The 26276-nt window shown below is 70.8% G+C and carries 20 protein-coding genes and 2 pseudogenes; 16 read left to right on the top strand and 6 right to left on the bottom strand.

Annotated elements, in window-relative coordinates; genetic code table 11:
- Positions 1-51: 51 nt before the first annotated feature.
- From AB0M56_RS16175 to AB0M56_RS16160, 4 genes and pseudogenes are all read left to right on the top strand, one after another.
- A complete protein-coding gene (locus tag AB0M56_RS16175; protein ID WP_364176120.1) occupies positions 52-192 on the top strand; it encodes a hypothetical protein in 141 nt (46 codons plus the stop codon).
- A gap of 194 nt (positions 193-386) precedes the next feature.
- A pseudogene (locus AB0M56_RS16170) lies at positions 387-587 on the top strand (hypothetical protein); the annotation flags it as partial.
- Positions 588-649: 62 nt separating this feature from the next.
- A pseudogene (locus AB0M56_RS16165) lies at positions 650-724 on the top strand (DUF6766 family protein); the annotation flags it as partial.
- Positions 715-837: a DUF6766 family protein gene (locus AB0M56_RS16160; protein WP_364176418.1), complete on the top strand. Its 123-nt coding sequence runs from the start codon at positions 715-717 to the stop codon at positions 835-837. The pseudogene AB0M56_RS16165 and the gene AB0M56_RS16160, both read left to right, overlap by 10 nt.
- Before the next feature lie 33 nt (positions 838-870).
- On the opposite strand, the gene AB0M56_RS16155 is transcribed toward AB0M56_RS16160, so the two are convergent.
- The gene (locus AB0M56_RS16155; RefSeq protein ID WP_364176117.1) at positions 871-1920 is read right to left on the bottom strand and encodes an NAD-dependent epimerase/dehydratase family protein; all 1050 of its coding nucleotides are present in this window, start codon (positions 1918-1920) and stop codon (positions 871-873) included.
- A gap of 872 nt (positions 1921-2792) precedes the next feature.
- Between AB0M56_RS16155 and AB0M56_RS16150 the strand changes: the two genes are divergently transcribed.
- Positions 2793-3983, top strand: a complete 1191-nt coding sequence (locus AB0M56_RS16150; RefSeq protein WP_364176114.1) for a zinc-dependent alcohol dehydrogenase — start codon at positions 2793-2795, stop codon at positions 3981-3983.
- Between the two features lie 371 nt (positions 3984-4354).
- On the opposite strand, the gene AB0M56_RS16145 is transcribed toward AB0M56_RS16150, so the two are convergent.
- From AB0M56_RS16145 to AB0M56_RS16135, 3 genes are all read right to left on the bottom strand, one after another.
- Positions 4355-5815, bottom strand: coding sequence for a PP2C family protein-serine/threonine phosphatase (locus AB0M56_RS16145; protein ID WP_364176111.1), 1461 nt, complete (start codon positions 5813-5815; stop codon positions 4355-4357).
- Entirely contained in the window at positions 5812-6534 is a 723-nt protein-coding gene (locus AB0M56_RS16140) for a GAF and ANTAR domain-containing protein (protein WP_364176108.1), read from the bottom strand. Before AB0M56_RS16140 ends, AB0M56_RS16145 begins: the two co-directional genes overlap by 4 nt.
- 447 nt (positions 6535-6981) lie before the next feature.
- Positions 6982-7272 (bottom strand): hypothetical protein, encoded by a 291-nt coding sequence (locus AB0M56_RS16135; RefSeq protein ID WP_364176105.1) that lies wholly within the window; start codon positions 7270-7272, stop codon positions 6982-6984.
- Positions 7273-7601: 329 nt separating this feature from the next.
- Here AB0M56_RS16135 and AB0M56_RS16130 point away from each other — a divergent pair, with 329 nt between their 5' ends.
- The 9 genes from AB0M56_RS16130 to AB0M56_RS16090 all read left to right on the top strand — a co-directional run bounded on the left by AB0M56_RS16130 (position 7602) and on the right by AB0M56_RS16090 (position 20762).
- The gene (locus AB0M56_RS16130; RefSeq protein ID WP_364176102.1) at positions 7602-9788 is read left to right on the top strand and encodes a GAF domain-containing protein; all 2187 of its coding nucleotides are present in this window, start codon (positions 7602-7604) and stop codon (positions 9786-9788) included.
- A 270-nt stretch (positions 9789-10058) separates the two neighbouring features.
- The gene (locus tag AB0M56_RS16125) at positions 10059-12218 is read left to right on the top strand and encodes a N,N-dimethylformamidase beta subunit family domain-containing protein (RefSeq protein ID WP_364176100.1); all 2160 of its coding nucleotides are present in this window, start codon (positions 10059-10061) and stop codon (positions 12216-12218) included.
- A 40-nt stretch (positions 12219-12258) separates the two neighbouring features.
- Positions 12259-13260, top strand: a complete 1002-nt coding sequence (locus tag AB0M56_RS16120) for a sugar ABC transporter substrate-binding protein (protein WP_364176098.1) — start codon at positions 12259-12261, stop codon at positions 13258-13260.
- Between the two features lie 8 nt (positions 13261-13268).
- Entirely contained in the window at positions 13269-14810 is a 1542-nt protein-coding gene (locus AB0M56_RS16115) for a sugar ABC transporter ATP-binding protein (protein WP_364176096.1), read from the top strand.
- Complete coding sequence (locus AB0M56_RS16110) at positions 14807-15814, top strand: ABC transporter permease (RefSeq protein ID WP_364176093.1); 1008 nt, start codon at positions 14807-14809, stop codon at positions 15812-15814. Before AB0M56_RS16115 ends, AB0M56_RS16110 begins: the two co-directional genes overlap by 4 nt.
- Positions 15815-15857: 43 nt before the next feature.
- The gene (locus AB0M56_RS16105) at positions 15858-16655 is read left to right on the top strand and encodes a DeoR/GlpR family DNA-binding transcription regulator (RefSeq protein ID WP_364176090.1); all 798 of its coding nucleotides are present in this window, start codon (positions 15858-15860) and stop codon (positions 16653-16655) included.
- Positions 16652-18100, top strand: coding sequence for an FGGY family carbohydrate kinase (locus tag AB0M56_RS16100; RefSeq protein ID WP_364176087.1), 1449 nt, complete (start codon positions 16652-16654; stop codon positions 18098-18100). Before AB0M56_RS16105 ends, AB0M56_RS16100 begins: the two co-directional genes overlap by 4 nt.
- On the top strand, positions 18100-19509 hold the full coding sequence (locus tag AB0M56_RS16095) for an NAD(P)/FAD-dependent oxidoreductase (protein ID WP_364176084.1): 1410 nt from the start codon (positions 18100-18102) through the stop codon (positions 19507-19509). The genes AB0M56_RS16100 and AB0M56_RS16095 overlap by 1 nt, the downstream gene beginning before the upstream one ends.
- Positions 19506-20762 (top strand): FAD-dependent oxidoreductase, encoded by a 1257-nt coding sequence (locus AB0M56_RS16090; RefSeq protein WP_364176082.1) that lies wholly within the window; start codon positions 19506-19508, stop codon positions 20760-20762. Before AB0M56_RS16095 ends, AB0M56_RS16090 begins: the two co-directional genes overlap by 4 nt.
- 330 nt (positions 20763-21092) lie before the next feature.
- Here the strand turns inward: AB0M56_RS16090 and AB0M56_RS16085 are convergent, their stop codons facing one another.
- Positions 21093-22037 (bottom strand): LysR family transcriptional regulator, encoded by a 945-nt coding sequence (locus tag AB0M56_RS16085; RefSeq protein WP_364176080.1) that lies wholly within the window; start codon positions 22035-22037, stop codon positions 21093-21095.
- Between the two features lie 85 nt (positions 22038-22122).
- Here AB0M56_RS16085 and AB0M56_RS16080 point away from each other — a divergent pair, with 85 nt between their 5' ends.
- Entirely contained in the window at positions 22123-23274 is a 1152-nt protein-coding gene (locus tag AB0M56_RS16080) for an alkene reductase (protein ID WP_364176077.1), read from the top strand.
- A 206-nt stretch (positions 23275-23480) separates the two neighbouring features.
- On the opposite strand, the gene AB0M56_RS16075 is transcribed toward AB0M56_RS16080, so the two are convergent.
- Complete coding sequence (locus AB0M56_RS16075; RefSeq protein WP_364176074.1) at positions 23481-24818, bottom strand: acyl-CoA dehydrogenase family protein; 1338 nt, start codon at positions 24816-24818, stop codon at positions 23481-23483.
- On the opposite strand from AB0M56_RS16075, the gene AB0M56_RS16070 reads away from it, so the two are divergent.
- Complete coding sequence (locus AB0M56_RS16070; RefSeq protein ID WP_364176071.1) at positions 24786-26162, top strand: LytTR family transcriptional regulator DNA-binding domain-containing protein; 1377 nt, start codon at positions 24786-24788, stop codon at positions 26160-26162. The genes AB0M56_RS16075 and AB0M56_RS16070 overlap by 33 nt on opposite strands.
- The last annotated feature ends 114 nt before the right edge of the window (positions 26163-26276 follow it).

Below are 26276 nucleotides of genomic sequence, written 5' to 3'. Positions count from 1 at the left end.
GGGCTTCGGCGCGAGCGGGTACCCGGCAGGGTGCGCAAGATCATCACGGGCGTGACCTCGGCAGTGGTGCTGACGGCGGTCGCCGGCTGCGGGCCCGCCGGTGACGGTGAGGCCCAGGCCGCCGCGCAGAAGTTCGTCACCGCGGCGTCGACGGGGGCTGACGCCTGTGCTCTGCTCGCACCGCGCGCGTGACGCGCTCGGGCGCCGGGCCTTGGCGGCCCTCGTGCCGCGCGCCCGTCACGTCGGCCGGGTCTGGGTGACGAAGCTCAGGCCCGCTCGGGCGCAGATACCTTGTTCCTGCACGAGTTCCCCGACGGCTGGCGGGTCACGGGCGCCGGCTGCCGCCCCCGTAACGAGCAGGTCTGCGACTGGGCGGTGGGTGGCCGATGAGGGCGCGCGGTGTTCGCGGTCTACCTGGTGCTGGTTCTCGCCGGCCTGGCGTACTTCATCGTGATCGGGGTGCTGAGCCGATGACCCGGCGGACTTTCGTGCGCGACAACGGACTTTTCCTCGCGTTCGGCGGCCTGTCCCTCGTCACCCTGGCCGGCCAGGCCTGGTCGGGTCTCGCTGATTTCAACGACAGCCGGCTGGCCCACGGCGTCCCGGCCGTGAGCCGCGGCGAGTACCTCACCTCGTCGTCGTTCGCGGGCTGCTCTCGGCCGACTTCTGGGATCGCACGCTGCAGAACTGGCAGTCGGAGTTCCTCGCCATCGGCTGTATGGCCATCTTCGGCGTCTACCTGCGACAGCCATCTTCGGCGTCTACCTGCGACAGCGCGGCTCCCCGGAGTCGAAGCCCGTCGGTAGCGAGCATCAGGCGACGGACGAGTCCGGCTGAGCCGGGAATCACCGGACTTCATCCCGTGAAAATTCAGGGTCGCTGCCCGATACCGGACGAGATCTCGCTCTTCCGGGTGTCGTCGCCGGCGAGCTGGGGCGTGCCCCCGCCGGTGCCTTCGCGAAGGCCGGCGAGGAACTCGCCAAGGGTTTCGGCGGCGGTGTGGCGGGGGTGCCAGTCCAGTTCGGACTTCGCGCGCGTCGTGTCCAGCAACGGCAGCCGCAGCACCGTGTCGAACAGGCCCGGCGTGGCCGGCACGAGGTGCAGCCGCCACGCGGCGGCCAGCGCCGGGCGGACGAGCCACGGCGGCACCGGCACGAGCCGGGCGTCGAGCAGCCGGGCCAGGAACGCGGGGTCGACGACGTCGTCCGTCGCGAGGTTGAACGCGCCGCGGACCGGGCGCGACACACAGCGGCGCACGGCGTCGGCGAGGTCGTCGCTGTGCACGACCTGGAACCGCAGCCCCGGCACGTCCGGGACCACCGGGACGAAACCGGGTCGCAGCAGGGAGCCGGGCACGAACGGGCCCGCGAACAGCCGCCGTTGCTCCGGTGCGGCCGAGCGCTGGAACACGAAGCCGGGGCGCAGCCGCACGACCCGCGTCGCCGGGTGCTCCCGTTCGAACGTGTCGAGACACCGCTCCACGTAAGCCTTTTCCCGGGGATACGCGGCGGTCGGCCAGCCGTGGGTGGGCCAGTCTTCGCTCACCCGCCGGTCACCGTCACCCGGCGAGTAGGCGCCGACCGAGGACGCGTAGACGACTGTGGGTACACCGGCCTCGGCAGCTGCTTCGAAAACGCGCAGCGAGCCTCGCACGTTGGTCTGCCAGGTGAGGTCCGGCCGATGCGTCGGCTGGAACAGCCACGCCAGGTGCACCACGGCGTCGGCACCGCGCAGGGTGAGCGCGAGGTCGTCCCGGGTCACGTCGAGCGGCACGTACTGGGTCTTCGGCGGAGGGGCCGCGGCGGGCCGGCGTTCGAGGCCCACGATGGACCCGACGGCCGGGTCCGCGGCGAGCGCGCGGACCACGGCGGTGCCCAGGTTGCCGGTCGCGCCGGTCACGACGATCCGTTGGCCAGTCATGGTAGGGGGTTAACCGCCGCCGGGCCGGCCCAACCGTCGAGTGCGTTGACGGTCGACCCGCTCGGTGAATTGGCCCTCCGTGATACCGCGCGGCTGTGCCACGAGCGTGGCGTGCCGTTGATCGTCGACGAGGCCTGGGGCGCACACCTGCGGTTCCACCCCCGTCCTGCCGAAATGGGCGATGAACACCGCAAGGCGACCTCGTCGGCCCGCGGCTGCTCGCTGCCCGGGCCGATCTGCTCGACACCACCAGCCCCTCGTCGCTGATCTACGCGGGACTCCACGGGTGGCACCGGCAGACGGTCGAGCACGGCCACGAGCTTCTCGACGACGTGCTCGGGCTGGCGAAGCCGACCCGCGCGGAGCTGGTGGCTGTCCCGGGGATCCGGGTGATGGCACGCGAGGATTCGTCGGCCCTGGGCCGGCCGACGACCAGGATCCGCTCAAGATCGTCCTCGACGTCGCCGACCTCGGCTGCTCCGGGTACGACGCCAACCACTGGCTGCGCGCCGAACACCGCTTGGACCTCGGGCTGTCGGACCACCGGCGGGTGACCGCACAGCTCACCGTCGCTGACGACGAGCAGACCGCCGCCCGGCTCGTGACGGCGGTTCGGTCGCCGGCCGAGCTGCCGGCGCGAAGCCCCCGACTTGCCCGGCCCCGGCCCCGGCCCAGGCGACCTGGAGCTGGAGCAGGTGCCGCTCCCTACCTGCTCAGCGGGCTCGAGGCCGGTGTGTACGCCTCGGATCCGGCCGACCCCCGGCTGCGCACCTTCCGGATCGCCGCCTCCTGATCCCCGCCGTCCCCGGTTTGCGCTCGCTCCCGGCGGGAAACCGGTGGGAGCGAACACCCACGGAAGACGAGGCGGCGCCATGAAAGCAGTGACCTGGCAGGGCAAACGCGACGTTCGCGTCGAAGACGTCCCCGATCCGAAGATCGAGGAGCCCACTGACGCGATCGTGCGGATCACGTCCACCGGGATCTGCGGCTCGGATCTGCACCTGTACGAGGTGCTCGGCGCGTTCATGACCGAGGGCGACATCCTGGGCCACGAACCGATGGGCGTCGTCGAGGAGGTCGGCGCGGGCGTGGCGGACCTCAAGCCCGGCGACCGGGTGGTGATCCCGTTCAACATCTCGTGCGGGCATTGCTGGATGTGCGAGCGTGGCCTGCAGTCGCAATGCGAAACGACGCAGGTGACGTCGCAGGGAAAGGGCGCCGCACTGCTGGGCTACACGAAGCTCTACGGCCAGGTACCCGGCGGGCAGGCTGAGTACCTGCGGGTGCCGCAGGCGCAGTACGGGCCGATCAAGGTGCCGGACGGGCCGCCGGACGAGCGGTTCGTCTACCTGTCCGATGTGGTCCCGACGGCGTGGCAGGCCGTCGAGTACGCGAACGTCCCGCGTGACGGCACCGTTGTGGTGTTCGGCCTCGGCCCGATCGGGCAGATGGCGTGCCGCGTCGCGCGGCACCGCGGTGCGGCCCAGGTGATCGGCGTCGACCTCGTGCCGGAGCGCCTGGCCCGCGCCCGCGAGCACGGCGCGACGGCGATCGACACGCGAGACCACAAGGACATCGCCGACACGGTGCGGCAGCTCACCGATGGCCGTGGCGCGGACTCCGTCATCGACGCAGTCGGGATGGAGGCTCACGGCGCGCCGGTCGGCAAGCTGGCGCAAAGTGTGGTCGGCCTGCTGCCCCAGCCGATCGCCGCGAAGATCACCGAGAAGGCCGGCATCGACCGGCTCAGCGTGCTGTACGCCGCCATCGACACCGTCCGGCGCGGCGGCACGATCTCACTGTCGGGCGTCTACGGCGGCATGGTCGACCCCATCCCGATGATGGAGCTGTTCGACAAGCAGATCCAGCTGCGCATGGGCCAGGCGAACGTCCGGCACTGGCTCGGCGACATCATGCCCGTCCTGACGGCCGACGGTGATCCGCTGGGCGTCGAAGGGTTCGCCACTCACACCCTGCCACTGGCCGACGCGCCGCGTGCGTACGAGATGTTCCAGAAAAAGCTCTACGGCGCCCAGAAAATCCTCCTCCGACCGGGGGCCTGACCGCGGTCTGGCCCCCGGCGGAGCGCTGATCAATGCCGGGCGGGCGACCAAGGAGCAGCTCTGCAACGAGGCGAAAGACGCAAGATCAAGGGCTCGTCGAACATGGCGAAGAAGGAGCTGTAGCACGCATTGGGTCGCTGACCCCGGGCTGGTCCGAGGTCCGATGTCCCGGCTCCATTCGGTGATTTTTGAGCCGGCGACAACGGCAAACGGGCAAGGAGCCATCCGCGGCGAGCTCAAGCCGGGGGCAACCGAAACCGCGTTAGGCGGGATGCGTGTGGCAGGGGCGCCGGCCGTGGGCGTTGCGTTGCCCAGCCTCGTCGTCCTTGGTGTGCGAATCCGCTCGGAACTCCCTCCATGCGGAAGGGATGTCACCCTTTGGGAATGAGGTTGCGTGGGTCGGTCCACCGCGCGAGCAGGACGGTGGCGTCGTCCTGCAACGAGCCGTCGTGATGGGTGAGCACGGCCTGGATCAGTCGTCGCACGGTTTCCGGTGGCGGGTACCCGGCGGACGCTTCGCGTCGCAGGAAGTCCGCCAGCCGCGCCTCACCGAAGAACTCGCCCTCGCTGTTTCGGGCCTCGGTGATGCCGTCGGTGTACAGGACCAGCCAGTCGTCGGGCTGCAGCTGTTCCTCTCCGACCACCAGCTCGCCGGAGCCCAGCCCCAGCGCGGCGCGCCTGCCGCCGATCAGCCGCTTGACGACCCTGCCGCCGCGCATGAGCAGCGGTTCCGGGTGACCCGCGTTGATGTACCGCATCCTCCCGGTCGCGAGGTCGACCTCGACGAACACGGCCGTGGCGAAGATGGCGTTGCCAAACGCCGCGGCGATCGTTTCGTCGATCTGGCGGGCCTGCTCGAAGAGCCCGTAGCCGGCGCGGCGGGCGCTGCGGTGGGTGGCCAGCGCGGTGGCGGCGATGTGGCCGCTGCGCAGGTCGTGCCCGACGGCGTCGACGATGAACAGCAAGGCGGTGGTGTCCGAGAGCGAGTAGTCGAAGGCGTCTCCGGCCACGGCGTGCCGCGGCTCGAGCACACCGGTGACGACGAAACCGTCGACGCCCGCGGTCAGCGGCGGCAGCAAGGACCAGATCAGCTCGCCCGGAACCGTCCGGTCCCTGCGCCGGCGCACCGCATCCAGCCCGTCGCCGTACTGCGTCATCAGCACCACGAGGTGCCCGATGAGCAAAGCCGTCCACCGGCACTGCGCACGCAGGCCGGGGTCCTGAAGCGTGTCTTCGTCGGCGACGTCGGCCCGCAGGACGCCGATCCGCTCGACACCGTCGACGAGCGGCACCCACAGGCACGGCGATCCGGCCGAATCCGCGGGCAGCACCTCGAGACTGCGGAAAGCGCGCCCGGCCAGTGTGCTGTCGATCGGCAGCGGCGGTCCGGGATCTCCGGCGGCGGACAGCGGGTGCAGGTACTGCTGGGCGTAGTCGACGAGGTAGGGGCTGAACCCGACGCCGATCAGCCTGCCCGCCTCCTCGACGAGGTGGGCGAGCCGTTCGGGCGGTGCCAGCTCCGTACCTTCGAGCAAGTGCACCAGCGCGGCCAGCGAATCATCGCGCGGCCGGCTGGGGCGGAGAGTTCGGCTGTAGGGGGCACGACGGGTCCAGGAAACCTCGTCGAGGCGCTCGTTGACCGCCTGGGCCAGCAGGTCGCACTGGTGTGGTGGCAGCTCGGCGACACCGTCCAGGTACGCCTCGACCGCCACCAGGTCGTGGCTGCCGCGGAGTGCGAAATAACGGGTCCAAAGCTGTTCCGCGGTCAGGTCGGCGTGCCGGTAGGCGAGGAGGATCTCGCGTTGCTGCCCATCCCTGTCGGGCGCGCTCATCGGCGTGGCCGCACGGTCGAGCGCAGCACTGCCTCGGCGTTGTCCTGCAGCGGCGTGTGGGCTCGCGAGGCCTCGTCCGCCAGCAGGAGAAAGGCCATTTCCTCGGACGTGTGGTCGCGACCCATCACGACTCCCACGGCCATGCTGACGACGTCCCGGGCACGCAGGGCCGACCGAAGCTCGGTGCTGAGCCGCCCGGCGGCATCGGCCGCCCGCACGTTCGCCACGAGGACCGCGGCCTGTGACGCGAACATCGTGAGCAGCATCCGATCCCGTTTCTCGAACGCGTGCGGCCGGCCGGCGTAGATCTTGAGGGCGCCGAGGCTTCGGCAGCCCGTGACCATCGGCGCGCTCAGCACGGACCGCAGACCGAGGCCGGCGGCCGAAGCGGTCCAATCCGGCCAGCGGTCCTCGTCGCGCAGGTCGCCGACATCGATCACCGAGCTTTCCTGCCACGCCGTCAGGCACGGCCCCGACCCCAGCTCGTACTGCAGGCGGTCCGCCCGTTCGACCTCTTCGCCGGTGGCAGCCCAGGTCACCGGCGTGCCCTGGTCCCCGGCGATCGTCACCCCCGCCCCCACGGCGGAAGGGAACACTTCCCGCGACGCTGCGGTGATCAGCCTCAGCACCGACTGCACGGTCTCGGCGGTGAGCAGTAGGCCGGACAGTCTGGCGAACACGCCGGCGAGCTCGTCGGCCAAGGGCAGCTCGGGATTCATCGGGACCTTCTTCCCCGTGATGCGGCGTTGCCGGAGCGGCTACCCGGCCGGGGTCGCGTCCAACCGGGCGCGCAGGCACGAGAAAGTGAAGCCGACGAGGCCCGTCATCGCTTAGTCGGCTGACCCTGGCGGTGTCGGGCACCAGGAGGTGGCTCGAAGATCGAGGACGCACGACGGTGCGGTGATTCAGGCCTGGTGGGCGAGTCGGGGGTGTCGGGGCGTGAACCAGCTGAACGGGGTACCTGGGGCGATAACGGTGCGCCCGCCGAATGGAGGCCCGCGGTGTCGCAGCCCGCCCAGCAACAAAGCCCGCCCGGAGTGACGTCGGAGATGACGCCCCGGCCCGAGGCGCGGACAGCGTTGCGTGCCCGGTCCATGATCGCGGTCGGCGGCCCGGAAGGAGGTCATCCTTCGAGCTCTCAGAGGGATGCAGGTGAACGGCTGTCGCTACTCGCGCGTGCCACCGTAGGGCCGTTGAGAAACGTCCTTATAGCCCTCGACGTTCTCGCCGGGATCCGGGCCGATCTCTTCCCCTCGGCGCGTAGTGCTTTCGCCCGCGCCGAAAGGTGAACCGGGTTCCGTGTCTGTGTCCGAGAGCGTGCCGCTCGGTGAGTAGTCGCGGTGAGGATCGGGCTCGTGGGTGGGCTTTTCTCGCGCCTTGCGCGCGGCCTCGGCGGCGGCGCCGCCCTCGGTGCCGATGTCTTGTGCCCAGCCGTGCTGATCTTCCTGGCCGGCCATCGGGTACTCCTTTCGGCCGGGTTGCGTGACCCGAGCGGGCCGTGGTTTTGGACGTACCCTGCCCGGAGCCGGTCAAACGTGCGACGTGTGGGTATCGGCCAATTGTTTCGAGTCAGATAGGGGATGGGTGCTGCCAAGTCCGAGGCCCACGAAGTAGCCGGGTTTTTGGTGGAGCAGTTTCTCGTTCGAAAAGGCGCTCGGGCTGTTGACAGCCGGATCTTTCCGACGGAGGGACGTATTGACGGCCGCTGTCGCCACCGGACGCGCGAGCTCCGGGCGCCTTGACTGGGTTCACCGCCGGGCGCAGTGTGGGGTATCGGTGGCGTCCAGTGCGTGACGTCGCCGGCGCGGAGGATCTGACGGCTGACCGGACGGACGAGCGGATCGCTGAGGAACGGGCGGCGCTGCAGCGGGTGGCAGCGCTGGTGGCGGCCGCTGTGCCGCCCGACGAGGTGTTCGCGGCTGTCGCCGCCGAGATCGGGCGTGTCGTCGGCACCGACATCACCACGATCAACCGGTACGGCGAGGATGGAATCGCCGTCGCGGTCGGGGTGTGGACACGGACCGCCACGAACTCGCCGCGTCCCGGCACCCGGTTCAATCTGGATGACTCCAGCGTGTTGACGTTGGTGCACGAGACGGCTCGACCAGTGCGAATCGACCACGTCAACGAACTCGTCGACACGCCCACCACAGGTGCGTGCAAGCAGCTTGGTTCCGTGGTGGGCGTGCCGATCAGCGTAGAGGGCAGGCTGTGGGGTGCCGTAGTCGTTCTGTCGTTGCAACCACGAACGTTGTCAGACGACACCGAAGGACGCCTGGTCGGATTCACAGAGCTCGTCGCGACGGCGATCGCGAACACGCAGGCACGGGTCGAACTGCGTCGGTATGCCGATGAGCAAGCCGCGCTGCGCCGGGTGGCAACGCTGGTCGCGAGTGCTGCCGCACCTGAGGACGTGTTCGTCGCGGTCGCGGCCGAGGTCGGCCGGGTCTTGGAGGCCGACTTCACGTTTCTGAGCCGATTCGACGCGGCCGATCGCGCGACGCTCGTCGGCGGGTGGCGCCGGACCGATGACGGCACGGGGCCGGTCGTCATCGGCACCCAGTACGACCTGGCCGGCACGAACATACCGACCTTGGTGTCCGGGACGGGTCGGACTGCCCGGATAGACGACTACCGGAAGAGTTCAGGCGCCGTCGTCCACCGGATCCGTAAGCTCGGCATCCGTTCCGCGGTCGGGGCACCGATCAGCGTCGAGGGGCGGCTGTGGGGTTGCATCAGCGTGATGTCCACGCGCGAGCAGCCACTGCCCGCGGATGCCGAAGGCAGGTTGACCGCATTCACCAAGCTGGTCGCGACAGCGCTGGCGGATACGCTGGCCCGGCTGGAGTTGCGCCAGTACGCCGATGAGCAAGCCGCGCTGCGTCGCGTGGCAACGCTGGTCGCTCGCGCCGCACCGCAGGGTGAGGTGTTCACCGCCGTTGCCACCGAGGTCGGGATGTTGCTGGGGGTGGACCTTGCCGTTCTGAGCCGGTACGACCTCGACGGCACCGCGACTGTCGTGGGCGGCTGGCAGCGGTCCCGTCCGGGTGAGCCATTCCCCGCGCGTCAGCCATTGCCGTTCGACAGCGACCGTCTGCACACACAGGTTTTCCGGACTCGCGCGCATGCCAGGATCGACGACCACAGCGTCAAGCCCGCCGCCGCCGCACCGTCCTCGCGGCCTCCGGCATCGCGCTCGGCGGTCGGTGTCCCGATCAACGTCGAACAACGGGTCTGGGGCGTCATCAGTGTGGCGACCGCCGGAACCGAGCGGTTGCCGTCGCTCACCGAGGAACGGCTGACCGCGTTCACCGAACTGGTCGGCACCTCACTGGCGAAAGCCGAGGCACAAGCGGCGTTGCGGGCGTCTCGGGCACGGATCGTGACCGCGGCCGACACCGCACGCCGTCGCATCGAGCGAGACCTGCATGACGGCGTGCAGCAGCACCTGGTGACCCTGGCGCTGCTGCTGCGCGAAGCTCAGCTGTCCGCGCCGGCGAACGCGGGCGAACTGGTTCGACAGCTCGACAGCGTCGCGGATGGGCTGAGCAGCGTGCTCGACGAGATCCGTGAGATCTCCCGCGGCGTACACCCGGCCGTTCTCGCGGAGGGCGGACTGCAGCCGGCGTTGAAGTCGTTGGCCCGACGCGCAACTCTGCCCGTCCACCTCGACGTCCGCACGCAGGCGCGATTCGCCGACCCGATCGAGATCGCCGCCTACTACACCGTCGCCGAAGCACTGGCCAATACGGCCAAGCACGCGAAGGCGACCATGAGCGACATCTTGCTCACCTCTGATGACGGCACACTGCGGCTCACAGTCCAGGACGACGGCGAGGGCGGAGCAGATCCCTCCCGTGGTTCGGGGCTGGCAGGCCTCGCCGACCGAGTCGAAGCGCTCGGCGGCCGTCTGTGGCTGCACAGCCCGCAAGGCGGCGGCACGACAGTCGGAGTCTCCGTACCGCTTGCCTAGGGTTCTTCACCACGATCTCAGCGGGTGTCGGCCTGTTCCTCGGCTACGCCTGCACCTGGTGGTGACGGGCCGCGGTTCTCGACACCAGGCACTGTCCGGCTGCCGTGCCCGCGCCGTAACGAGAACGTGATGCGCGGAAACCTCCTCGTAAATACGAGGTATTGCGTGGAAGTTCGGTCACAGGTACGGTCCTCGCAATCAGAAACCGCAGGGCAGTCCCGACCGTTGTTGTGGAAGTTCGGGCACGAGGCGAATGGGCGGAGAGCGTTCATGAGGTTGATCGGCTACCTGGACCAGCTGTCCGCCCGGCCGGGGGACTCGCTCCCGGTCCGGATCAGCGGTGACGGCGGGCAGGTCACGGTCGATCTCGTCCGGCTCCTGCACGGCGACACGAACCCGCTCGGCCCCGGCTTCCTCAGCAGCGACGTGGCTTCCGTCCCCAGCCAGGTCGTGGTCGCGGGGGAGCAGGTCACGCCGGTGGGCTCCTGCCTGCGAGCGGACGACGTCGTCCCGGCCGGCACCACCCGGCTGAGCGCCGGAGTGGTGATCTGGCCGACCACTGTGGACGCGGGCCGGGAACAGGGTGTGCTGAGCGTGGTGGACGCCGGGGGTGAGCCGGTCGTCGCGGTGACACTCGGCGAGTCCGGCCGCCTCCGGCTGTCCACCGGTGCCGGTGCGGTGCTGCTCGAGGCCGCCCGGCCGCTGGCGAACCGGCGCTGGTACCGCGTCTCCGCCGAGGTCGGCGCCGGTGGTGTGGCATTGGAAATCGTGCCGCTGGAACCGTTCCCGGGTGACGAAAAGCCGGTCAGCTTGCGTGGCGAGTCCGAAGTGGACCTTTCGGCCGCGAGCGGGGTGTTGGTCGCCGCGCTGCGCTGCCCGTCGGAGGGCACCCGGCACTTCCCCGGTGCCGTGTTCAACGGGAAGGTCGAGCATCCCGTGCTCTCCTCCGGTGAAGACACGCTCGCCGAGTGGGCCTTCGAGCGTGGTTTCGCCACCGACACCGCCGAGGACGTCTCCGGTCGGGGCCGGCACGGCCTGCTGGTGAACAAGCCGGCGCGCGCGATGACGGGGCACACCTGGACCGGCGAGGTGCACGACTGCGCCGCCGCGCCGGAGCAGTACGCCGCGATCCACTTCCACGACGACGACCTGATCGACGCCGGCTGGCCCGAGACGGCCTGGGTGGACCTGCCGGCCGACCTGCCGAGCGGCATCTACGCGGTCCGGCTCCGCGGGAGCACCCGGGACGGCGAGGAAACCGACCACATCCCGGTTGTGGTGGCGCCCGCGACCGGTGCGTCCCGCCCGAAGGTCGCCTACCTGATCCCGACCTTCACCTACCTGGCCTACGCCAACGAACGCCTCCAGCACCGGCTCGACTACGAGGCCGCCGGCATCACCGACCATCCGATCACGCCGGGACTGCACGACGTCACGCTCGCCGAGCACCCGGAGTTCGGGTCCAGCCTCTACGACTTGCACAGCGACGGTTCCGGCATCTGCTACACGAGCGCGTTGCGGCCGATCCTCAACCTGCGCCCGGACTACCGCATGTGGCTGCAGAACGCGCCGCGCAGCTTGGGTGCCGACCTCTACCTCGAGCACTGGCTCGTCCGAAACGGCGTCGAGCACGACGTGCTCAGCGACCACGACCTGCACGCCGATCCCGAGCACGCGCTGGACGGCTACCAGGTGGTGCTCACCGGCTCGCACCCCGAGTACTACAGCGGGGCGATGCTCGACGCGCTGCAGCGTCACGTCGACACCGGACACTGCCTGATGTACCTGGGCGGCAACGGGTTCTACTGGGTCACCTCGCAGGACCCGGAACAGCCGGGCGTGCTGGAGGTGCGTCGCTCGGGCGGCATCCGGACCTGGGAGATCCAGCCGGGGGAGGGCCACCACTCGACCACCGGCGAGCCGGGCGGGCTGTGGCGCTGGCGCGGCCGGTCGCCCAACAAGCTCGCCGGAGTCGGCATGTGCAGCCAGGGCTGGGACGAGAAGGCCCCGCCCTTCGAGCGCACCCCACTGTCCTACGAGCCCGAATGGGCCTGGGTTTTCGAAGGCATCGACGACCATCTCATCGGTGACTTCGGTCTGATCATGAACGGCGCGAGCGGCGACGAACTCGACCGCTGCGACTTCACCCTGGGCAGCCCGCCGAACACGGCTGTGCTGGCCACCTCACAGCGCCACAGCGATTTCTACCAGCTCGCCGTCGAGGACGTGCTGATGCTCGCCCCCGGGCTGGGCGGCAGCGAGTCCGATCTCGTTCGCTCCGACATGGTGATCGTCGAGCGCCCGGGCGGCGGTGCGGTCTTCTCCGTCGGCTCCATCTGCTTCACCGGCTGCCTGCCGTGGAACGGCTACGAGAACAACGTTTCCCGGCTGCTGAACAACGTGCTCGGCAACTTCCGCGCTCGCGTCTGAAAATCGGTCCCCCCGAATCCCGATTGCAGGGAGAATTTCGATGAAACACCCCGTCCCGTTCTGCCGGCTGGCCGGCGCCACCGCGGTGGCCCTCTTGACTCTGTCCCTGGCCGCTTGCGGTGGCATCACCCAGGACAGCGGCTCGGCCTCCGGCGGCCAGTCGTGCAAGCGCTCCACCGACAAGGTGATCGGCTTCGACTACCCGTTGACGTCGCTGTCGGTCTACGGCGACCTCAAACGGTTCGCCGAGCAGCGCGCCACCGCCCGCGGGTACCAGATGAAGTACACCGCCGACGACGAGGATCTGCAGAAGCAGACCCAGAACGTGCAGACCTGGGTGACGCAGAAGATCCCGGCGATCGTGTCCTACCCGCTCGAGCCGGCGTCGATGGAACCGCTCGCACAGCAGGCGCGGGGCAACTGCACGGTGTTCGTCTCCTACGCCTCGCCGCTGAAGAACCAGGACGCCTCGGTGCTGTTCAGCGGCCTCGAGAGCGGTCAGGCGCTCGGCAAGACGGCCACCGAGTGGGCCAAGCAGCACCAGGGACCGGTGAAGGTGCTCGTGCTCAACAACCGGGACCTCGCGGTGGGTGCGCAGCGCGACGACGGCCTGAGGGCGTCCTTCGCCGCGGGTGGCAACGTCGAGATCGTCTCCACGCAGAAGGCCGGCACCCGCGCGGACGGCGAGCAGATCGCCCGCACGGTCCTGCAGGCGCACCCCGACCTCAACATGGTGCTCGGGTACGACGACGACGTCGCCCTGGGCGCGCAGCAGGCGTTCCTCAACGCGGGCAAGAACCCGAAGGACCCGGGCATCTTCATCGGCGGCCAGGACGGGTCGAAGGAAGGCCTTCAGGCGGTGTCGCAGGGCGGGATCTACCGGGTCTCGGTCGCGGTGCGCATCCGGGACATCGGGTTCGCGGTCACCGACGTGGCGGCGGACCTGTTGGAGGGCAAGCCGAACAAGGGCGTGAACGTCCCGCCGGTCGCGCTCACCGCGAGCACCCCCTCGCTCAAGGAATACCTGAGCGACTACAGCTGAGGAACCCGATGACGCTCACGATTCGAGGCCTGGTCAAGGGATACGGCGCGGCCACCGTCCTCAAGGGAGTCGATCTCGACATCGCCCCCGGCGAGGTGCACGCGCTGCTCGGCCCCAATGGCGCCGGCAAGTCGACCTTGATCAAGTGCATCGGCGGAGTGGTGACCCCGGACGCGGGTGAGCTGGCGCTCGACGGCGAGTCGCTGGGCCAGCTCACCCCGAACCGGGCCTTCACCGCCGGGATCGCCACCATCCACCAGCACCTCTCGTTGATCGACGTGCTGTCGGTGAGCGACAACCTGTTCCTCGGCCAGGAGAAGACCGTCGCCGGGGTGCTCGACCGAGCCGGCCAGCGGCGGGTCACCGCCGAGCTGCTCGACCGGTTCGGCCTCGACGTCGCGCCGGGGACGAAGGTCGGCGGCCTGCCCATGGGCACCAAGCAGCTCCTGGAGATCGCGAAAGCGTGGCACCGCACCGATGTGCGGGTGCTGATCCTCGACGAGCCCACGGCGTCGCTGTCGGAGAGCGAAACGGAACGGCTCTTCGCCGAGATCGTGAAGATGAAGGACGGCGGGGCGCGCATCGTCTACACCACGCACCGCCTGGGCGAGGTCTTCCGCATCGCCGACCGGGTCACGGTCCTCCGCGACGGTGTGGTCGCCTTGCAGGAGAAGGTCTCCGATGTCGAGCCGGAGCGGATCGTCGAGGTGATCTCCGGCGGGACCGGCGCGCCGACGGCACCGGCCGAGCCCGCCGACCTCGGTCCGGTCCGGCTGCGGCTGCGGGACCTGGCCGGCCCGCGGTTCGGGCCGATCGACCTCGACGTGCGCTCCGGCGAGATCCTCGGTCTCTACGGTGTGCTCGGTTCCGGCCGCACGTCGCTTCTGGAGACGCTCGCCGGCCGTTACCGCGCCGCCCGCGGCAGCGCGGAGGTCGACGGCGAACGGTCGGCGCCGCGCACCCCGGCGGGTGCGGTGCGGCGCGGGATCGCGCTCGTCCCGTCGGACCGGCTCCGGCAGGCGCTGTGGCCGACCCGCAACGCGGCGGACAACCTGCTGCTCCCGTCGTACCGGCGGCTCGCGCGGCTCGGCCTGCGGCGGCACAGTCGCGAGAAGCGGCTGTTCGCCGAGACCGCCCGGCAGGTCGACCTCCAGCCGCCCGACGGCGGCCGCAAGGGCGGCCAGTTCTCCGGCGGGAACCAGCAGAAGCTCGTCCTCGGCCGCTGGCTCGCGCGGGCCGGGGAGCTCGGCGTGCTGCTGCTCGACGAGCCGACGCAGGGAGTCGACGTCGGAGCCCGGCGGCAGATCTACCAGGTGTGCCGGGAGCTGGCCGCCCGCGGTCTTGCGGTGGTCTTCGCGTCTTCGGATGCCCAGGAGGTCGCCCTGCTCGCGCACCGCGCCGTCGTGATGGACCGCGGCCGGCTCACCACCGAGCTGACCGGCGAGGACATCACCGAATCCGCCTTGCTCGCCGAAGCCCATCAGTTCACCGGTGTCACCACTGACCTGCCCGACGACGCCGCAGCCACCCTCCCGGAGGTACGCCCATGACGACGGCAACCGCCACCCCCGAGGGGAGCACCACCCGGCGTACGCCGGTGCTGGAGCTCGTCCTGCGGTCGGCACTGCTGATCGGCCTGCTCGTGTTGGTTGGCTTCTTCACCAGCGGGTCGGACCTGTTCCTCACCGTGGGGAACATCAAGAACATCGCGCTGTCGGGCGCCGTGCTGCTCATCGTCGCGGTGCCGCAGGCGGTGCTCGTGATCATGGGCTACGTGGACCTCTCGGTGGGGTCGGTGGTCGGGCTGTCCGGGGTGGTCACCGGGCTGCTCATCGTCGACCATCACCTGAACTGGGGGCTGGCCGTGCTCGCGGGCCTCGTCGTCGGCGCGGTGGGTGGTCTGGTCAACGGCGTGCTCGTGTCCTACACCCGGCTCAGCCCGATCATCGTCACGCTCGGCACCCTGCAGCTGTACCGGGGGATCGCGCAGTTCCTGCGCTCTGACCCGCCGGCCGACTTCGGAACGGGGATGTCGCTGCTGGGCCGTGGTCTCTATGCCGGCATCCCGGTCCCGGTGTGGATCGCGTTCATCGTGTTCGGGCTCGGCGCGCTGTTCCTCTACGGCACGCCCGCCGGTCGCCAGGTCTACGCGATCGGCGTCAACCGGGAGGCGGCGTTCCTCTCCGGGATCGCGACGAAACGCTTGCCGCTGCGGGTGTTCGTGGTCACCGGGCTGGCCGCCGGCCTCGGCGGGGTGCTCTTCGCGGCGCGGCTCGACTCCGCGCCGCCGAGCACGCTCGGTGCCAACTTCGAGCTGCAGGTGCTCACCGCGGTGCTGCTGGGCGGGGTCGCGTTCAGCGGCGGCCGGGGGACGATGCTCGGCGTCCTGCTGGGGGTGGTTTTCCTCGGCGTGCTCAACAACGGTATGACCTTGATGAACGTGCCGTACTTCGCACAGGCCATCGCGACCGGCGCGGCCCTCGTGGTCGCGGCCGGCCTGGACGAACTCGGGCAGCAGGCCGGCGCTCTGCGCCGGGTGCTCCGGAGAACGTGATGGGCCTGGCTCGCTCGTGCACTTGAGGAAGGTAGGGGGAAACGTGCTTCCCGACGAACGCCGCAGGCAGATTCTGGCGCTGCTGAACAGCAGCGAGGTGCTCCGGCCCGCGGACATGGCGGTCCAGCTCGACGTGTCGCCGGAGACCATCCGGCGCGATCTCGTGCTGCTGGAGCGCGAAGGCGCCATCCGCCGCGTGTACGGAGGTGCGGCCAAGGCCAAGAACCTGTCCCGCAGCGCCGAGCCCGGCCGGGTGGAGCGCGAGAACATCGAGCGCGAGGCCAAGGCGGAGATCGCCGAGGTGGTCGCCTCGATCGTCGGTGACGACGACACGGTGTTCCTCGACGTGGGCACCACCGTGCTCGCCGCCGCTCGCGCGCTGCCCGAGTCGTTCAGCGGCCGCGTGGTCACCAACAACCTCGGCGCGGTCCTGGCGATGGCCGGCCGGGACGCGGTGAACCTGCACCTCGTGGGCGGCCGTGTCCGGCACGACGAGCTGACCTGCTCCGGGCCCGACGCCGAGGACCAGATCAGCAACTTCTTCGCGGACAAGGCGTTCCTGGGCTCCGGCGGGGTCCACGCGATCGGCGGGCTCACCGACTACCACCTCGACGAGATCGCCGTCCGGCGCCGGATGATCAGCAACGCGGCCGAGGTCTACGTGCTGGCGGACGGAAGCAAGCTCGGGCACGTCGCGCTGCGGAAGGTCTGCGCGCTCGACCGCATCACGGCGCTGATCACCGACTCCTCCGCGGACCCCGAAATGGTCGCGCAGCTGCGCGACGCGGGTCTGACCGTCGTGCAGCCGGCCGTGGCCGGAGCCGAGGACGCGGCCTCATGACCGGAGCCGTGCTCGCCATCGACCAGGGCACCTCGGCGACCAAGGCGCTCGTCGTCGCCGAGGACGGTGCCGTGCTGGCCGAGGTCGACCGGTCTCTGTCCGTGCGGACGCCGAAACCGGGTGCGGTGGAAGTCGATCCGGGCGAGCTGCTGGCGTCGGTTCTCGACGCGGGCCGCGCGGCCGTCGCGGCGGCCGGGGTGGGTGCCGGCGTCGTCGGGCTCGCCAACCAGGGCGAGACGGTGCTGGCGTGGGACCCCGCGTCGGGCGAAGCCCTCTCGCAGTGCGTGGTGTGGCAGGACCGGCGGGCCGTCGAGGTGTGCGAGTCCCTGCGCGACGTCGCCGACCGGCTCGGCGAGATCAGCGGCCTGCCGCTCGACCCGTACTTCTCCGCCCCGAAGATGCGGTGGCTGCGCGAGCACGTGGGCGCCGGGGGAGTGGTCACCACCACCGACACGTGGCTGTTGCACCGGCTCACCGGCGAGTTCGTCACCGACGTCGCGACCGCGTCGCGCAGCATGCTGCTCGACCTCGAGTCCGGCACCTGGTCGGACGAGGCCTGGGACCTGTTCGGGCTGACGGAGCGCCGTCCGCGACTGGCCGGCAACGACGAGGTGGTCGGCACTACCAGCGCATTCGGCACCGAGATCCCGGTCTCCGGGGTGATCGTGGACCAGCAGGCTGCGCTGTGGGCGCAGCGCTGCCGGGAGCGGGGCGAGGCGAAGTGCACGTATGGCACCGGCGCCTTCCTGCTCGTCAACACCGGCGACCGGCCGCAGCGCAGCGAAGCCGGGCTGACCCCGTCGATCGCGTGGCAGATCGCGGGGCAGCGGCGCTGGTGCCTCGACGGGCAGGTGTACACCGTGGGCAAAGCGGTGTCCTGGCTGCGCGACGTCGGCCTGCTCGGCTCGGCCGGCGAGCTCGACGAGCTGGCGTCCACAGTGGACGACACGGCCGGGGTGGTTTTCGTGCCGTCGCTCGCCGGGCTGGCCGCGCCGCACTGGCAGCCGGGCGCGACCGGTGGCTTCCTGGGACTGAACCTGGCGGCGACCCGGGCGCACTTGGCCCGCGCGGTCTGCCTGGGGATCGCCGCGCAGATCGTGGACCTCGTCGACGCCGCGGCGGCGGACCTCGGCGCCGCGCCCAGGCTGCGGCTCGACGGCGGGCTCACCCGGTCGCGAGTGCTGGTGCAGCTGCAGGCCGACCTGCTGCAGGCACCGGTGGAGGTGGCCGCCGCTCCGCACGCGACCGCGCTCGGCGTCGCCGATCTGGCGCTGCGCGGTGCCGCCGGCCACCCGTTGCCCGACCCGCGGCCGGGCACGGTCGTCGAACCGAGCCGCCCGCCCGCCTGGGCCGCCGAGCAGCTGGGCCGCTGGCGGTCCGCGCTGGAGGCGACCCGGCAGTTCAGCGGCGAAGGCCGCGTGTTTCCCGGAAGGGCTGATTCCTGATGCCAGAGCCCGAGTACGACCTGGTCGTGATCGGAGCCGGTGTGGTCGGCTCCGCGCTGGCGCGCGAGTTCACGCTGCGCGGCCGGTCCGTGGCGCTGGTGGACACGCGCTCCGACGTCGGGGACGTGACCAGCAAGGCCAACACCGCGATCCTGCACACCGGCTTCGACGCGACGCCCGGCACCACCGAGTCGCGGCTCGTCGCGCGCGGGTACCGGCTGCTGTCCGACTACGCCGCCAAGGCGGGGATCCCGGTCGAGCCGCTGGGCGCCCTGCTGGTCGCCTGGGACGAGGAGCAGCTGGCGGCGCTGCCGAGGCTGGCCGAGAAGGCCGCGGCCAACGGCTACCACGAGACCCGGCTGCTGGACTCCGCCGAGCTGGCGCGGCGCGAGCCGCACCTCGGCCCGGGTGCGCTGGCCGCTCTGGAGGTGCCGGGGGAGTCCATCATCTGCCCGTGGACGACCACGCTGGCGTTCGCGACGGAGGCGGTGCGCCACGGTGCCGAACTGCTGCTCGGCCATACCGTGACCGGCGCGGAGCCGGGTGCGGACCACACGGTGCTGCACACCGACCGGGGACCGGTCCGGGCCCGGTACGTGGTCAACGCCGCGGGCCTCGGCAGCGATCACGTGCACGCGATGTTCGGGCACGAGTCGTTCACGATCACCCCCCGCCGCGGCCAGCTCATCGTGTTCGACAAGCTGGCGCGGTCGTTGGTGAACCACATCCTGTTGCCGGTGCCGACGAAGATGGGCAAGGGCGTGCTGGTGAGCCCGACCGTCTACGGCAACGTGATGCTCGGCCCCACTGCGGAGGACCTGACCGACCGCTCGGCCACCGGGTCCACAGAGGACGGCCTGGCCATGTTGCGGGAGAAGGGAAACCGGATCGTCCCCGCGCTGCTGAGCGAAGAGGTCACCACGATCTACGCAGGCCTGCGGGCGGCGACGGAGTTCGGCGACTACCAGATCTCGTTCCATCCCGATCAGCGCTACGTGTGCGTGGGTGGGATCCGGTCGACAGGGCTCACCTCGTCGCTCGCGATCGCCGAGCACGTCGGGGCGGAGCTGGCGGGCTGGCCGGGAGAGGTGATGCCGGGGCCGCGTGCGGACGTCGTCCCGCCACAGATGCCGTATCTCGGCCAGGTGGACGTCCGCCCGGCCGAGGACGCCGAGCTGATCGCGAAGGACCCCGCCTACGGCGAGATCGTCTGCTTCTGCGAACGCGTCAGCCGCGGTGAGATCCGCGATGCGCTGCACAGCGAAATCGCCCCGTCCACTGTGGAGGGATTGCGACGCCGCACTCGGGCCGGGATGGGCCGGTGTCAGGGTTTCTACTGTGGCGCGGTGGTCTCGCGCATGGTCGACGAGGGCGCTGACGCGCCCGTGAAAGCGGAGGCCGCGAAGTGAACGAGCGGATCAGGCACGACGTCGACGTCGCCGTGATCGGCGGCGGGCCGGCCGGGCTCGCCGCGGCGGTCGCGCTGCGCCGGGCCGGGGTGGAGCGGGTCGAGGTGCTGGAGCGGGAGGTCGTCGCCGGCGGGATTCCGCGGCATTCCGCGCACACCGGTTACGGCCTGCGGGACTTCCGGCGGATCATGACCGGGCCGGCCTACGCCCGGCGCTACGCCGCGCTGGCCGCGGCGGCGGGCGTCACCCTGCGCACCACGACCATGGTCACAGGCTGGTCCGGCGACGGCGGGCTCGAGGTGACGGCGCCGGACGGGCTGTCGGTCGTGCACGCCTCGGCGGTGCTGATGGCCACCGGCGCCCGCGAGCGCCCGCGCCCGGCGCGCTGGGTGCCCGGGGACCGTGGCCAGGGCGTGTACACCACCGGGCAGCTGCAGCAGACCGTCTACCTGCAGCACCGGCCGGTCGGGCGGCGCGCGATCGTGGTGGGTGCCGAGCACGTCGGCTTCTCCGCGATGATGACGTTGCGGCACGCCGGGGTCGAGGTCGCCGCGCTGACCACCGAGCTGCCGCGGCACCAGAGCTACCTGCCGTTCCACCTCGGCGCGCGGTGGATGTTGCGCGTGCCGGTGCTGACGGGCACCCGGGTCGTCGCGGTGCGGGGCAAGCCACGAATCGCGGAGGTCGAGCTGGAGCGCCTTGCCGACGGGCACCGGTGGACCGAGGCCTGCGACACCGTCGTGTTCACCGGCGACTGGGTGCCGGACCACGAACTCGCCCGGACGGCGGGCGTCGGGATGGACCCGCGGACCCTCGGGCCGGTGATCGACGCGACCGGCGCTACCGGCATGCCGGGGCTCTTCGCCGCCGGAAACCTTTGTCACCCGGTCGAAACCGCGGACGTCGCGGCGCTGTCGGGCCGCCACGCCGGCCGTTCGATCGCGCGCTGGCTGGCCGGCCGCGCGGCGTCGGCGGCCGGCGCGGGGGTCCCGATCGAGGTCGACGGCCCGCTGGCCTGGACCAGTCCGCAGCGCATCTCGTCGTCGGCGGACCTCCCGGCGCGCGGCCGGGTGATCCTGCGGCCGAGCGCGTTCGCCCGCCTGCCACGGGTGCGGGTCAGCCAAGGCGACCGGGTCCTGTGGCAGGGCCGGCTTCCGCACTTCGTCCCGTCCCGCCCGGCGCTGCTGCCGGCCTCCTGGCTCGCCCGCGTGGACCCGTCGGGCGCCGCGGTGCGGATCGAAGCGCTGGTCTGACCGTCCGTCCACGGTGGACGATGCCGGGCACCCATCGCCGGAACAAGCCCTTCGTGCTGTCCACGCCGGAGGGGCATTCGTGGCGGTGGCGGAACTTCCGGATCCGGTTCTGGCGGCCGGCTTGACCAGGCGATCTTCCACGGCGATGTCTACCGGGTCCGGGCTCGTGCCGCGAGGACCGGATGGATCCTCGCGTCGACGCCATTTCCTGAACGGCCTACCTCGACAAGGCGGAGTCGATGCGACGCGAGAGTCGAAGCACTCGTGCTGCCGGTTTTGGGTCACCGACCTGATCTCGGTGCGGCGCCTCGGCCGCCTGTGCAACTCGGGTCAACCGCGTACCTGCCGTCGATTCGGTGTCGGGTGCACCTCGTCGAGAAGTTCCAGGAATGCCCGCGCTGCGGCGCTGGGTCGTCGGGTCGCGGAGGTCGCGACGGTGAGCTGCCACAGGAGCTCGTGATCGGCGACCTCCACGGTGGCCAGCCCCGCGGGGTCGTCGACCAGGAATCGGCCGAGGAAACCGATTCCGAGTCCCGCGCGGATGAAGTGCACGGCTGTGCCGATGTCGGCGATCTCCAAGGTGACCTCACGTTCGATGCCGGCGCCGGCGAAGGCTTGATCGGCGATGATGCGGTTGCCGAAGCCCGGCGGGGAGTCGATGAACGGGAATTCGGCGAGCTGTGACAGCGAGACCCGGCCCGCGCCGGCGAGTGGGTGGTCCGTGGGAACGTAGAGCACCAGCGGGGTCATCTCCAGTACCCTGACCCGCAACCCGGCCGGCGTCGGCCCGGGCAGCGAGAGGAACGCGACATCGAGCTGGCCGTCGCGCAGTTCCTGTGCAAGCCCTGTCGATCCGGCGAGCGCTGCGCGGAGCCGGACGGTGACTCCGGGATGGCGGGCGCGCAGCGTGGCGAGGATGCCCGGCGTGTCGATGAGGTGGACCGAGGTGAGCGTGCCGACGGTGACGGTCCCCTGAAGCGTGCCGCCGAGTTCCTGCACCGCGTCCTTGGCGGCGCGGGCGGAGTCCAGCGTCTCGCGCGCCCGGGGCAGGAAGACGCGCCCGGCCGGAGTCAAGGTCACCTCGTCGCGTCCGCGGTCGAACAGCCGGGCGCCCAGTTCGTGTTCCAGCGCTTTGATCGTCGCCGACACGCCGGACTGCACGACGTGCAAACGGCGTGCCGCGGGGGTGAAACCGCCCGCGTCGGCCACAGCGAGGAAGTGCTCGAGGTGTCGTAGTTCCATGACTCGATTATCACTCAAGGTGCTGGAAGGCACCTGTAGTCATCGTTGGACATGATTCAGGTCCGGAGAGAGGGTGAACCGGTCAGCATCTCCGACGAACGAAAGCGAGGAGGCGGACGTGCCCGACTCGTCACCGGCGGCGCAGCAGCCGCTGCTGGGCCCCTACGACCTTGGCGACCTATGGTTGCGCAACCGCGTCGTGATGGCCCCGATGACCAGAGCCCGAGCGGAGAACCGCGAGCTTGCGCCGACACCGTTGCACGCCGACTACTACCGGCAGCGGGCCGGCGCCGGACTGATCGTGTCGGAGGGCACGTGGATCAGCCCTGGCGCCGTCGGCTCGGTGCATGTGCCCGGCCTCTACAGCGCCGAACAGGTCGCGGGCTGGACGGAGGTGACGGGTGCCGTGCACGCCGAGCGCGGGGTGATCTTCGCGCAGCTCGCCCACACCGGCGCGAGCTCGCACCCGGACTACCACGGCGGCCACCTCCCGGTCGCGCCATCGGCGGTCAATCCCGGGGGCCGCGTGTTCACCCCCGTCGGCGGGTTCACCGAGACGGTGACGCCGAGGGCGCTGACCGTGGACGAGATCGCCGAGATCGTGGAGCAGTACCGCTCCGCGGCGGCGAACGCGCGCCGCGCCGGGTTCGACGGTGTCGAGATCCACGCCCAGCGCGGCTACCTGATCGCGCAGTTCCTGAACCCCGCGCTCAACCTGCGCACCGACGCCTACGGCGGCAGCGCCGAGAATCGCGCGCGGTTCCTGTTCGAGATTCTCGAGGCGGTGACCGGCGTCTGGGATCCGCACCGCGTCGGCGTGAAGTTCGCGCCCTACCAGGCGATCGGCTCCACCACCGAGGTGGCACCGGAACTGCTGACCGGCCACGAGCACGTCGCCGAGCGGCTCAACGACCACCCGCTCGCCTACCTGCACCTCATGATGACGAGGCGGCCCAACGAACTTGTCACGCCGGATCAGCAGCGTGCGTCGCTGGTCCGCTTCCGCCCGCGGTACCACGGCACCCTTGTCGCCAACGCCGGCATGGACCAGGAGTCCGGCAACCGGGTGATCACCGAAGGCTTGGCCGATCTGGTGTCCTTCGCGCAACTGTTCATCGCGAACCCGGATCTGCCCACTCGATTCGAGCACGGCCACCCGCTCGCCGTCGCCGATCGCGAAACCTTCTACCAAGGCGGTACCAGTGGCTACGCCGATTACCCGGCCTACGCCGGGGAACCCGAGTCCCAGCCCGTGGGGAGTGTCCGATGACCGGCATCAAGCGCTACCCGGAGCGCACTGCAACCCGGTGGTCTTCGACGGCCGAAGCCGACCGGTTCATCGGGCACGGCCCGGCGCCGCTGTTTCTTCTCGACGCGCTGCGGCGCGCGGGCCGACCTCGCCGAGTACCGGTTCCGCCAGGCCGGCGCCCAGCGCCCGGGCGCGTCCGGTGAGGGACGCACCCGAGCGCTCGCCCGTCACACGGGAAGCGGGGTCTCCTGGTAGGTGGGGACCGTGTCGATGGTCTCCATGAACTTCGTGAAGGGCACGAACTCGTCGTCCATCAGCGCGCGCGGGTTGTAGTCCGGGCTGGCGAGCACGCCGTGGACGCGACGGCGCTGCATGCCGAAGTTGCCGGCGTCGTAGAGCGGCAGCACTGCGGCCTCGCGCAGCAGCTTCTCGAACTCGTGCTGCTTGTCCAGGCTGTTCACGCCCACGACCTGCATGCACTTGTAGACCGCGTCGAACATCAGCTCCGTGCATTGGATCTTGCACATCGCGCCGATCAGCTCGCCGTGGTAGTCGTGCTGGTCCAGGAAGTGCGCGGCCTTCCAGCAGAAGCAGCGGCACATCTCGATCCGAGCCGCGACGTCCCCGAGCACATAACCGACGTTCTGGTGGTTGATGATCGGGCTCGGGCCACCGGCGGTGTAGGTCCGCGCCCATTCCAGGGCGGATTCGTAGGCGGTCCGGGCCACGCCGACCGCCGCGATTCCGGCCACCGGCCCCGACCAGGCGAAGTTGCGGTTGATCAGCAGATCGCCGTTGCCGCGGGTGCCCTCGACGAGGTTGTTCGCGGGAACCCGGGCGTCGGTGAAGACGATCTCGGCGTTGGGGGTGAGCCGATGCCCCATCTTGCTGATGAGGTTGTAGCTGACACCGGGGGTGCCGCGCTCGATCATGATCGCCGAAAGCCCCTCGGTGCCGCCCTTCGACGGGTCGGTGCGCACCACGACGATGCTCGCGTTGGCACCGTGGCCGTCCCAGCCTGCGACGTTGCACGGCCAGTACTTGCGGCCGTTGAGCACGTAGTGGTCGCCATCGAGCGTGGCGGTGACACCGATCCCGACGGGTGAAGCATCGGGCGCGTCGAAGTTCGCCGTGCCGCCGGGGCTGCCGGCCGGCTCGCTCACCGCGTAGCCGACGATGTACTCGCCGGTCGGGTCAGAGGTGGCTGCGCGCAGGAAGCGGTCCTTCTGCTCGTCACTGCCCCAGTACCAGACGGGCATCAGGCCCAGCCCGTTGACCAGGATGGTGCAGGCGAAACCCGGGTCGACGGAGCACATTTCCTCGGCGGCCAGGATGAGGTCCACATTGGACAGCCCGCCGCCACCGTACTGCGTGGGCAGCATGCAGAACGCGATGCCGGCGCGGTAGGCCTGCACATAGGCGTCCTTGGTCATCTGGAAGGCGCGCAACGGGTCCGTCTCGGCGTCGGCCGCACGGACCACCGGCGCGAGTATGCCGCGGGCGAAGGCACGGGTGCTCGCCTGGAGTTCCCGTTGTTCCGGGGTGGGGGTGAAGTCGATGGCCATGACGAAACCTCCCTGCATCGGGTCGTCGGATCGGCCGGAATCGTCGATCTGCCCGGGCGACGGCGCGCGGACGCTATCCCGGCCGGCCACGTCCGTCCTAGTCTGTTCAGGGGGCCGCCCGAACGCGAGGAGGTCGGCATGGACGGTCAGCGCGCCGGCGCCGGCGGCCACGAACCCGGAACGAACGGCACCGCCGCGATCCCGCCTGCGATCCAGGCGTCCTGGCAGCGCTGCAGCGAGGTTTACGGCGTTGCCCCCGACACGCCGCCGCCCGACCCCTCTGCCGACTCGGTTGCCGCGGCGCCGCGCACCGTGGTGTCGGCCGCCCGCTCGCTGGCGGCCGACCTCACCCGAACCGACGGGGTGGTGGCGGTCGCGGCTGCGGACGGGCGGGTCGTCGCGGTGTTCGGGAGCAGTTCGGCCGTCGCGCTTGCCGGTGCGCACCAGCTGGCACCCGGGCACGACTGGTCGGAGAGCAGCCGCGGTACCAATGCCCTCGGAACCGCGCTGCTCGACGGACACGCCCACGTGACCGGTTCCGAACACTGGCGCGGTGACCTGGCCGACTGGTCCGGCGCGGGCGTCGCGGTGGGCGACCCCGACTGTCCCCGGCCGTGCGCAGTCCTCGCGTTCCTGGTGCATCGCCGCCCGCTGACGGCGCTCGCGATCGCGCGGCTGCACCGTTGTGCCCAGGAACTGGATTACGGCCTCTGTCACCGGCGCGAAGACGTGCTCACCGAGGTGGCCGGATCGCTGCGACCGTGGGCCGCCGCCGACGCCGGACCGCTGGCGGTCATCGACCGGCGCGGGCGGCTTGTGGCGGCGAACGAGGTCGGGCGCGCGGTGCTCGGCTCCCGCGCGCGTGCCGGCGCGCTGCGGCTGGCCGCGTGCGCGGAGGACGGGTGCCCGATCACCGTCCAGCCCATCCAGCACGACGGGCAGCTCATCGGCACGCTCCTCACCACCAGTACGGACACACCGCCGGCGATCGAGGCTGCTCAAGCGCCGGTGTTCCGGGTCGCCGGCATCCACGGCGGGCACATCCTGCTGATGGCCCCGGCGGAGATCCGGGTCGCGCAGGCCGAGGGCAAGATCGTGTGGCTGCTGACCGACCGGGGCCGGCTGCGGGCACTGAACCACACCCTGAGCCGGCTGGCGACGCGGCTGGCACCCCACGGATTCCTGCGGGTGCATCGGCACTGCGTGGTGAACCTGCACCGGGTGCGCGAAATCGCCCCGACCTTCCACAGCGGATTCGCGCTCGTCCTGGACGGGCCCGACCGCGAGACCGTCGCGGTGTCGCGGCGGCATCTGGTCGAGGTCCGGCGCGCGCTCGGCCTGTGAGAGGTGACGGCGGTGGGACCGTCGGCGTCGCGGGGAAGGTCATGTTCCACCGGCGATTTCCGAGCGATCCCGCCAGTCCCGAAGCGGGAGGGCGCCGCGCCGGAACGGTCGGGT

Source organism: Amycolatopsis sp. NPDC051372 (genome assembly GCF_040682095.1).
Classification (GTDB): domain Bacteria; phylum Actinomycetota; class Actinomycetes; order Mycobacteriales; family Pseudonocardiaceae; genus Amycolatopsis.
This window is presented reverse-complemented; position numbering and strand designations above follow the sequence as displayed.